Here is a 10525-nt window from a genome sequence, read left to right on the forward strand (position 1 = left end):
AATCGCGTATATGTATTATTACTCAGGACTTCCGCTTAAATATGATGGCTACATCTTGCAGCACTTCATTCCTGCAGCAGCAGGCAAAATAAACGCACCTTTTCATGAGCTATTCATCCGCGGAATTTTTTGTAACGTGTTTGTATGTATGTCTATCTGGACTGCGACCAGCGAGAGCAATCTATCAGGTAAATTCTTTGCAATTATGTGGATGATCGGCGCATTCGTAGCTTGCTCGATGGAACACTGCGTGGCAAATATGTTTATCTTAACCGAAGGTATCATCGCTAAAGGCCACTACCTTGCGGCTGCTGGTGGCGATGTAAATGCTCTTGCAAGCTCGCTTCACGGTGTAACGGCAGCTCAAATAGATTCAATAAACTGGGGAAATTTCATCGTTAAAAATATGATCCCAGTTACGCTAGGTAACATCTGCGGCGGTCTATTTTTCGTAGGCTTGGTCGGATTTATGGTCAATAAATACGATATGAAAAAGAAAGACTAATCTATCGCGCTTCAGCACGATATAAACAAAATATGGCGCGGCACTTTGCCGCGCATTTTTAGTTTCTTAAATTTTAAAAATTCCGATGCGTAAAATTTCATTTGATCCAAAATTTTAGACGAAATCCTAACGAAATTCGGGATGAAATTCCAAAACCAAGCTCTTGATAAAAATTTTACGCTGTAAATCTAGGCAAAATTTTGCGCCGTAACTTTAGACAAAATTTCGCGCCTAAGCCGTAACGTAAGCCGCATAAATGCTTTAAAAACTCTAGCCCGCGCCTAAACACAGTAACTAAGCAATCTGTCGTAGTCCAGGATCAAAAACTCGTGCTGGCTGATTTTTTGAATTACGTTATCTTTTACAAGCTCGTTAAACGCGGTACTCGCGCTTTGGCGCTTGAGCCCCACGAAGGATGAAAGCACCTTTAGCGAAAAGGGCAAAAAGACGTATTTGTAGCCATTTTGATGAAAATTCTGCTCGTTTGCAAGCTCGATCAAAAAGCTCGCGATGCGCCCTTTTGCATTTTCAAAAAGTATAGAGCGTGTGATTTTGCGCTGCAGCAGAATTATCTCTGTTAAAATTTTTATATATGCCTCGCAAAAGCTGCGATTTGCCAAGATCTCCCCTAGTCCGCTCACATCGATCGTGTAAATTTCGCTGTCCTCTAAAAACTCAAGTGCGCAAATTTCATTAAGAATGGTAATATTGTCCTTGTTTAGGTAATTGATGATGAATTCTTCGCCGTCTTCAAAAAACGAAAGCTTCGCCTGCCCGCTTTTAAAAATAAAAACTTTAGGTGCCTCGCTATAAAAAACATAGCCTTTTTTGATGACTTGGTGCTCGAACATAGCAAGCTCCTCGTCGCTAAGCGTGGCGATAGCCTCGGTTTGCAGTAGTCCCAGCCGCGATTTTTCCATATAACCTCCAAAAGCTAAGAATTATACAATGAAATATTTAGACAAAGATAAAGCTGCGCGGATGAAATTTACTATCCGCACTATGGCCGCGTATCTGGGTCGCCGGAGCTAATAAATTTTATAGCTTTTAAAATTCTAAATTTTACCCGCGCTTTGCATAGCGTAAAATTTCAAAAATTTATTGAAGCTTTACGCGGAGATATTATAGCTGAAACCCGCGGCGCGAATTTAAAATTCTGTCTTTAAATAAAAATTAATATCATTTTATTGAAATTTTATTTAGCAAGGATATAATAATGCATATTAAAAATAAGCGGTATTTTGCTCGCAACGATACCGCAAGAAAGGCACTTCATGCAAAAGTTAAATTTTAAAGATAGCGTTTCCGAGACGCTACTAATCAACGTTTATATGCGCCACTTGGATTTCAAAGACGCGGATCCAATCCTAAATGATCCCTTTTCGAGCGCCGCGGTCGAACAGATCGATTATGATTTTGCAAAATTTAACGACGCGCGCCTTAGCAAGACGGGCACCGTGATCCGCGCGAAATTTTTCGACGACGAGACGCTGCGACTCGCGGCGGAGCTTGATCGCCCTATCATCGTGCAGCTCGGCGCCGGGCTCGACACCCGCCCACTTAGACTGCAAAAAGCCCTACCAAACGCCCTATTTTACGACCTCGATCTGCCCGACGTCATCTCCATGCGCGACGCACTGCTGCCCAAAGCAAAGAACAACTTTAGCCTGCCCTACTCGATGTTAGATCCCTCATGGATGGACGAGCTAGTCGCAAAACACGGCAGCGCGGGCTATATATTCATCTTAGAGGGCGTGAGTATGTATTTTGAAAAGGAGGAATTTAAAAAATTTTTTATCGCGCTTGCGCAAAAATTCCGCGGCTACGTGCTGAGCGATTTTATGAGCGAGTTTTCGGTTAGGAAATTCGACTCTAGGCGCCATGACGCGATGCGGCACATGCAAAACGCGCCCTTTAAAATGGGCATTAGCGGCGGGTGCAGAGGTGCAGAGCTGGGATAGTGCGCATATCTGCTTCGCCAAAGAGGCTGCAATGCTGAAAATGTATAAAAGCCACTGGAGCCTCAAAGGGCGCCTATTTAGCCTGATCCCTGCCTTTTGTAACGCTTGCAAGATGTTTATCTTCAAAATCGGCGGTGATGAATAATAAGGCTTAAAATTTCAGTTGATTGCTTTGCAAATTTCGACAGCTAAGGCGCGAATTCTAAGCTGCTTATCTGGCAAGCTGGCATGCAGAGCAAACGGCACATACCGCTTTGCTCAATGCTGAGTAAAATTATAAAAACGCTTTAAAATTTCGCTTAAATTTACCTCGATTTATAGGAATTTAAGAGTTTTTAAAATATATTTTCGCATCTTAAATTCACGGAAAAGATCATGCAAAATTTTCTCGACAAATTCACCGCCACAATTGACGCAATCAACTCCTTTTTGTGGGGTCCGTACTTTCTAATCGCCCTACTTTGCGGTACCGGCGCGTATTTTACGGCGCGCTTGCATCTGGTGCAGATTTTTAAATTTAAAATGGGTGCGCGCAAGCTTTTCGGCAACTTCTCCCTGCATGGCGAGGCTGCGGGCAAAAGCGGCATGAGCTCGTTCCAAGCCGTCGCCACGGCAATCGCCGCGCAGGTCGGTACGGGCAACTTGGTAGGCGCCAGCACCGCGTTAGTAATGGGCGGACCGGGCGCGATATTTTGGATGTGGTGCGCGGCGTTTTTGGGCATGGCGACGAACTTTGCAGAGATCTGCCTGGCTCAAATTTACCGCACCAAGGACGACAGCGGACACATGATCGGAGGGCCCGCGTTTTACATCAGTCGCGGACTTAAAAACCCCCTAGCCAAGCCTTTAGCGGCGTTTTTTGCGCTGGCCATCATCTTTGCTTTGGGTTTCATGGGCAATATGGTGCAAGCAAACTCCATCTCCGACGGCTTTAGCAGCGCATTTGGAATCCCGAAGTGGGTGAGCGGCGCAGCATTGGCGCTCATCTGCTGCGTCATCTTTTTCGGCGGCGTAAAAGCGATCGCGCGCGTAGCCGAAAAGGTCGTGCCACTAATGGCGATCTGCTACGTACTCGTTGGTCTCGTCATCATCGGCTCAAATTTCGATAAAATTCCATCCGTCATCGCGTTGATATTCAAAGCCGCATTCGATCCATCGGCTGCCTGGGGCGGCGCTACGGGCGCTACGATCGCAACCGCGATGAGATACGGCATCGCGCGCGGACTCTTTTCAAACGAAGCGGGCATGGGCTCGACGCCGCACGCACACGCCGCAGCGAACGTCAAACACCCCGTAGATCAAGCCGTGCTCGGCATAATGGGCGTTTTCGTCGATACCTTCATCGTGCTTAACATCACCGTTTTCGTCGTGCTTAGCACCGACGTAGTCACCTTCGAAAATGGCAAGGCGGTATTTTCGGGCATCTCGCTGGTGCAGGAAGCCTTCGGATCGCAAATTTTAGGTCGCAGCGGCGGATACGGCTTCGTGGCGATCTGCCTGTTTTTCTTCGCATTTACCACGATTCTGGGCTGGTATTACTTCGCCGAGATCAACGTGCGATACCTCTTGGGCGCAAAATTCGTCAAGCTCTTGCAAATTTTAGTCGTCGCATTCGTATTCATAGGAAGCGTGCAAAAGATCGACCTCGTCTGGGGGCTAGCCGATATGTTTAACGGACTGATGGTGATCCCCAACTTAATCGCGATCATCCTGCTTAGCCCCGTCGTAGTGCGGCTTTTGAGCGACTTTAACGACGGCAAAAGCTACGACGCGAACGATTACAAATAACGCCGCGCGCTAAATTTCAACCCCGCACTTGGAATTTAGCGCAAAATCACCTCAAAATTTAGAATTTTAAAATTCTTTTCGAGCTAAAATCATAGCCTAAATTTTATGATCTAAGGAGAAGGCATGCAAATTTTAAGGAGCAAAAAATGCCCGTTTTAAAGGCATTACTGACCGGGCAGCCGCGCTCTTACGGCGACGAGCGCGCTACGCAGCCTCTGAAAAAGCGCTGGGAGACGGCGATATTCAAGCAAGCTAGGACGAGCGAAGTGCGCGCGAATGAGCTTGGATTCGAGGGTGACACAGTAGCCGACACGCTGCATCACGGCGGCACGGAAAAGGCGATTTTTGCCAACTCACTACAAAATTACGCCGCGTGGGAGAGATTTTTGGGACTTAAAAATCTAGCCTACGGCGCAATGGGCGAAAACCTCACGATCAGCGGATTACACGAGCAAAACGTCTGCATCGGCGATGTGCACCGCATAGGCTCGCTGGTGTTGCAAGTAAGCCAGCCGCGCAAGCCCTGCTACAAGCTCTCGATGCGCTGGGGTAACGCAGAGATGACGGCAGAGATCGCGCGCAGCGGACTTACCGGCTGGTACTACCGCGTGTTGGAGGCTGGCTCGTGCCGCGCAGGCGACGAAATCTACGTCGTGGGACGCGACCCCGCTATGATGAGCGTGATGGAGCTTAACCGTCTATTTTACGGCGAGCGTATCGATGAAGGGCTGTTAGCAAAATTTAACCTGCTTACGACGCTTACGCCAAAATGGCGCGAGGATATGCGCCGCAAGCTAGAAGGCGGCTACGACGACGGCTTTATGCGGCTATGAAATTTAGCCTCAAAGCGGCATGGTAAAATTGTGAAGGAGCCCACGCCTTGCTGCTTAAAATACCCTCTGGCACGAATTCTCAAAAATTTTATAAACCCGCTAACGCTAACTTTCAAGGCACTTTCTAGCCCATAAATCAGCTTATAAAAAACACTTTCTTGCGAGCCAGCCTGCAAAATACTTTCTCGACTTGAGCATTTAAAACATCTTCTAGGCTTTCGGTATCAGCGCGCAAAACCACTTCTTAAGTGCGAGCCGTAAATTTAGGCTAAATTTCAAAGCTGAAATTTTAATTTAATCCGCGCCGCACGCATGCAAATGCGATCTATTTTCGCGCTCTGTTTTGCAATACGATACAGGCTATAAACGGAATTAAAAACGCAAATTTAACCGTGCCTAGAATTTAATCTATATGAAATCTAAATTTAATCGCACATTCAAAGCCGCAAGCGCCGCTCTTTGTAAATTTTAAAATTTAAAAGCGGTAAATTTAACCCTTTTGCTACGCAGCGAATTTTCCATAAAAGTCAAAAAGGAAATTATTTACTCGCGCGACGCACTCATCTCGCGCATTCAGCTGCGCAACCTCACGCTACAAACGAGCTCCTAAAGGCTTTTAACACGCGCTAAATTAAGCGCCAAACGCTTGCCTGCCGCCTTTAAAAGCTCATTTATAGCGCTCGCTATAAGTAGAATTTTACGCGGCGCAGCAACAATTACGACCTTTTAAGAGCTCGACCGCAACTCAAAAGCCTATTTCAGTTTTTTAAAACCGCGCGCTGTATGGCTCAAAGTCCGTCCATTCCTCTGCTCAATCAACTACAGTAATTCCCGCATCTGCGCAGGCTTTTCGCGCCTTTTTAGATATGCCGATGCCGCTCGTTTCGATTTTTTTAAGATTTTTGAATTGTGCAAGCTCGGCGGCGTCAATGTTTTTGATATCGAAAAGCTCGTCCTCGCCGTCCCAATCAGGCGCGATTTGCAGGTAAATTTCGTTTCCGCCGTCAAGATAGAGCTCGCTCACCTGCTCCGCCAGATTTGTGGGGACCGGATAGTCCTTAAACCACTTTTTAGCTTGCGGCAGGGCGCCAAAGTCCACATACGGGTCGATGCCGCGCTCCTCACAATACTCAAACACGTCAAATTTAGGCTCCAGCAGAGCTTTTTCATACATCAGCTCGTTCATCACGGCGATTTTGAAATTGAAATTTTTAAACAGGAGCGTCTCGCCGGCCGCGCGCGGAAGCTTAAATTTATCGCTTGGCTTTCGCTTTAGCTTTTTCTCTTTTTGATTGATGCAGACGCGCCCTATCGGCATTTTCGCAGCTCGCACGATGTCTGCGATCTCGTCGGTGTCGCGCTTAGCGAAGCGCTCCGCGAAGTCCATCGCGCCTATGCGCTCCTGCACGGCCTCCGCGAGAGCTAGCGAAACTTCAAATTTGCCCAGGCTAAGCTCCAAAAATATATATGCGCCGCGCAGCTCCTGCTCAGGCACGGCCTCAAGCGGCGGTCTGCCATCTATCGTGAACGCGCCGCCGTAGAGTTTGCGCGGAACCTCGTGCTGTACGCCCTTTGCGACCTCAAGCATCAAAATCATCTCGGCAAGCTTCGGTTCTGCGAGCTCGCCTGTGCGCACAAAGGCGAAAATCCCCGCCTCATCCCAAAAATAGCGGCTTTTGCCCTCCCCGTCATCGATCATGCGCGGCTGCCCCAAGGCTTCGTTAAGCTTAGCCAGATCAAACTCACAGTTTACGCCGCCGATGAAAATGCCGTCCGAGCGCACATCGACGTCAAATTTATCCTTTTTAAAAATATCAAACAGTCCCATTTCACAGCTCCTGATTTTGCATCAAATTTCATTTTAAAATTTTTCCAAAAACCCGTAAAAATCGTCCGCAAAGAATCTATCCTCGTTCTGCGCGTAGTCGCGCACATAGACCTTGTATTCGCACGGCGCATCGTCTGCCTGCTCGCTTGCTATCTCATTCATCGCTCCACTTGCTGCCTCGTCTGCCGCTTCGCTCATTGTCGCGTCCGCCGTTTTGCACGTCGTTTCGTCCGCCGCTTCGGCATTCATATCGCGCGCCGCATCTAGCGATCTCTCTGCGCACGCTTCGTCACCCGATGCTCTATTTTCCGCACTGTCGACTGCCGTCGCGACGACCGTATCGCGCACCGTCTCGCTCGCAGCTTTGCCGCTCGTACTCTCCGCCGTCTTGCCGTGCGCCGTGTTGGGCGAGCCGTCCGCTATGTCGCTTGCAGGCGAAATTTTAAAATAATACTCCTCGTCCTCGAGCTGCAAAAACACAAGCTCGTCCGCGGCAAATAGGCCGTTTTTCAGATTTACCTCATACGTGTAGCAGATGTCGGCGTCGGCGCTACCCGCAAACTCGGGCGGCGCGATCGTTTTTAGCTCCGTCCCCGCCGCGCTGAAGCTAGCGTATCTTAGCAGCATCTGCTTGTAGCTCGCAGGCAGCGCAAAGCCTAGCCGCCGCTGCGCCTGCGCGATCCACGCGGGCTCTATGTCGCTGAGCCCTGCGGCCGTGATATTTTTAGATTTTTGAATAAGTTCTTCTATCATTTTTATCCCATTTTGAATGAGAAATTTTAATGCCTTAGCAGCATCAAGACGCGCTGTTTGCATAAACCCGCGAGCATTTGGCGCGGCTTTGAAAATCTAAATTTAAAAGCACGCGCGGCTTCAAAACCAAAGCGAGCCGTTTAAAATTTCGAGCAGCCCGCACATAAAATTTCAACCGCAAACGCGAACCGGCAGAGTTCTAGTGATCTAAATTTAGCGCTAGGCCCTAGCCAGCGCTATTACTTCGATCTCCACAAGCGCGCCTTTGGGGAGTTTGGCGACCTGCACCGTGCTGCGAGCGGGCTTGTGCTCGCCGAACGCCGCAACGTATATCTCGTTCACCGCGGCAAAATCGCCCATATCGGCCAGGAAAATCGTAGTTTTGACGGCATCTTGCAGCGTCGCGCCCGCTTCTTTTAGGATCGCCGCGAGGTTTTGCAAAACCTGCCTGCTCTGCGCTTCCACGCCGCCCGCGACAAACTCGCCGTCCGGCTTAAGCGCGATCTGCCCCGAGGTGAAGATGAACCCACCCGCCTTGATCGCCTGAGAGTACGGCCCGATGGCCTGCGCCGCATCGGGAGTCGAGATGATCTGCATACTAAATCCTTTGTAAAAAATTTCGCCCATTTTATCGCAAAATATTTTAGCATTGCTTTAGGCGGCGGAATTTCGCTAGCGAGGTTGCGGGTGCAGAGGGTACGATAAAATTTAACAGGCGGCGAGAGTAACTAAATTTGTTGGTACAGGCGCGGCAATGCGGTTAAATTTATCGTGCAAATACAGGTGAGGCTAGCGCGGAAAGCGAGCCATGGCGGCGAAACGGCAAATTTAAAAGAGCTAACAGGCGCAACAAAACAGCGTGTGAAAGTGCAGCTAAATTTAATCGCTGAGAGTGGATTTGGTAGTACGTACGGGCGGCACGGCGAAATGATCTATGGAGCGGTATTTTAAAATTTTGTGGGCATAAACATATAAAATTTCATAGCACGAGCACGATAACGCCGCGCGCTCGGCAATACGACGACTCTATCGGCAACACCGAATGAATGCATGGCGATACGACGAAATAGATACGAGCGGTGCGGTGGAATTTAACTGGCGCGAATGGGCGAAATTTCACTGGCGTCGTTACGGCAGTAAATTAAATTCCTTGCGGTAGCAAGATCATCAATGTCTCGACCGGCAAAATCAAACCGCCCACGGTAGTGATACGGGCGGCGGGGCGGTAAAAGCAGAGTCAAAATCGCTACCATCGCAGCAGAAAGAACAGCGCCGTCATAAAAAATCAGTGCGACACCGCGCAACGCAATTAAAATCCTCGCAGTAGCAAGCGTGGCAACGAAGTTGTCGATGTAGCGGAGCAAAATCAGCGATATAGAAATAATAAAATCAAAGACCTCGCGACAAGCGAGGCTTCCGACGCAACGGCAACAGAATCAACATCGCAGCAGCGGGAAATTAGCGTAGTCGCGATAAGATCAGCACAACGCTACGATAAAATTGACACTACAATTAAAATTTGCAGTGTCGCAGTAAGTTCGGCGCAACGCTGCGACAAAATCAACACCGCAGTAGTAAAATAGACGCTATTGAGGTGGTAAAATCGACGCTGTCGTAGCATATCAGCGAGAGTTCATAAAATTTTACGCGAAATTTTATACGAAATCCTGTATAAAATTCTATGATTTTGACTTTAGATTGGCCTGCGATCGGCCCTCAACCAGTCTGTAATTAATTTGCAATCAGTCCGTAAAGTAGCTTTAAAATCGTGGCGGCAACGACGAGCAGAAGCATTTTACGCACAAATTTCACGTCGCATCGCATCACTAGGCTTGAGCCTGCGAAGCTGCCCGCGATCTGTCCGACCGCCATCACCGCTCCGACGAGCCATAAAATTTGCCCGCCGATGATAAAAACGCCCAAAGAGACGATGTTTGAGGTGAAATTTAAAACTTTAGTGTGTGCGACCGCCTTTTTCATATATAGCCCTAAAATTCCAACCAGCGCAAACGTCCAAAACGAGCCCGTACCCGGGCCGAAAAATCCGTCGTAAAACCCCAAAACAAGCCCAAAAATCGCGTAAAAGCTCTTTTTTGACATCTTGGGCCTTGCGGGCGCTTCGCCTAGGTTTGGCGAAAAAATCATATAAAAGAAAAGCGCCAGCAGCAGGATCGGAATGAGGTAGTTTAGGAATTTCGCATCGATTAGAAGCAGGACATAAGCGCCGACGAGCCCGCCTACGAACGTAAAAATCACGCCGCGCAAGATCTCCGCTGCATCGACATAGCCCTTGCGGATGAAATTTAAAGCGGCGGTGAAGCTTCCGAAGCTGCCTTGAAATCTATTTGTGGCGATCGCTACATGCGGCGGAATGCCCACGGCAAGCAGCGCAGGCAGCGAGATCAGCCCGCCGCCGCCCGCGATCGAGTCGATAAATCCGCCGAAAAACGCCGCCGCAAAAAGCACCGCGAACTGCCAAAGCTCAAGCTCCATTTTTGTCCTTTTTTAATTTCCAATATTTTACAAAAGGTGAACTTAAATTTTAACCGCCGTACATCGCAATAGCAAATCGTATGCTATAATAGTAAAAAATAAGGATAAAGAATGAATAATGGTTTCAAAAAAATCATCGATCTAATTTTAAAAATTTTCATCATAAGCGTATCTATTTCAGGAGCAATCATCATATTAATAATAGCATTGGCTATAGCAGGAATTTATTTAAAGCCGTATGGCGATTTTTGGAATGTAAAGAATAATAATTTTGAGGAACTCTATTAGGTTTTAAGTCAATTCCCTTAGATTGTTTTTCACAAGTTGGAATTACCTCATTTACAAATTCTTCAAATGAAACATT

Annotated in this window: 9 protein-coding genes; 4 read left to right on the forward strand and 5 right to left on the reverse strand. The window is 47.9% G+C overall.

Going from position 1 to position 10525, the window contains the following annotated elements:
• On the forward strand, positions 1 to 505 hold a 505-nt coding region (locus Q0095_RS07995; protein WP_297882942.1), incomplete at its 5' end, for a formate/nitrite transporter family protein.
• Between the two features lie 281 nt (positions 506 to 786).
• On the opposite strand, the gene Q0095_RS08000 is transcribed toward Q0095_RS07995, so the two are convergent.
• Entirely contained in the window at positions 787 to 1425 is a 639-nt protein-coding gene (locus Q0095_RS08000) for a Crp/Fnr family transcriptional regulator (RefSeq protein WP_297882944.1), read from the reverse strand.
• Positions 1426 to 1779: 354 nt separating this feature from the next.
• Between Q0095_RS08000 and Q0095_RS08005 the strand changes: the two genes are divergently transcribed.
• The 3 genes from Q0095_RS08005 (at position 1780) to Q0095_RS08015 (ending at position 5087) form a co-directional block, all read left to right on the forward strand.
• Complete coding sequence (locus Q0095_RS08005) at positions 1780 to 2466, forward strand: class I SAM-dependent methyltransferase (protein WP_297882946.1); 687 nt, start codon at positions 1780 to 1782, stop codon at positions 2464 to 2466.
• Positions 2467 to 2841: 375 nt separating this feature from the next.
• Positions 2842 to 4254 carry a sodium:alanine symporter family protein gene (locus tag Q0095_RS08010; protein ID WP_297882948.1) on the forward strand — a complete coding sequence of 471 codons (1413 nt, stop codon included), beginning with the start codon at positions 2842 to 2844 and terminating at the stop codon, positions 4252 to 4254.
• A 146-nt stretch (positions 4255 to 4400) separates the two neighbouring features.
• On the forward strand, positions 4401 to 5087 hold the full coding sequence (locus tag Q0095_RS08015; RefSeq protein WP_297882950.1) for an MOSC domain-containing protein: 687 nt from the start codon (positions 4401 to 4403) through the stop codon (positions 5085 to 5087).
• A gap of 811 nt (positions 5088 to 5898) precedes the next feature.
• On the opposite strand, the gene Q0095_RS08020 is transcribed toward Q0095_RS08015, so the two are convergent.
• From Q0095_RS08020 to Q0095_RS08035, 4 genes are all read right to left on the reverse strand, one after another.
• Complete coding sequence (locus Q0095_RS08020; RefSeq protein WP_297882951.1) at positions 5899 to 6915, reverse strand: hypothetical protein; 1017 nt, start codon at positions 6913 to 6915, stop codon at positions 5899 to 5901.
• Between the two features lie 33 nt (positions 6916 to 6948).
• Positions 6949 to 7668, reverse strand: coding sequence for a hypothetical protein (locus Q0095_RS08025; protein ID WP_297882953.1), 720 nt, complete (start codon positions 7666 to 7668; stop codon positions 6949 to 6951).
• 219 nt (positions 7669 to 7887) lie between these two features.
• Complete coding sequence (locus Q0095_RS08030; protein ID WP_297882955.1) at positions 7888 to 8265, reverse strand: RidA family protein; 378 nt, start codon at positions 8263 to 8265, stop codon at positions 7888 to 7890.
• A 1134-nt stretch (positions 8266 to 9399) separates the two neighbouring features.
• Entirely contained in the window at positions 9400 to 10161 is a 762-nt protein-coding gene (locus Q0095_RS08035; protein ID WP_297882956.1) for a TSUP family transporter, read from the reverse strand.
• Between the last annotated feature and the right edge of the window lie 364 nt (positions 10162 to 10525).

The sequence above is a fragment of the uncultured Campylobacter sp. genome (assembly GCF_938045535.1).
Classification (GTDB): Bacteria; Campylobacterota; Campylobacteria; order Campylobacterales; family Campylobacteraceae; genus Campylobacter_B.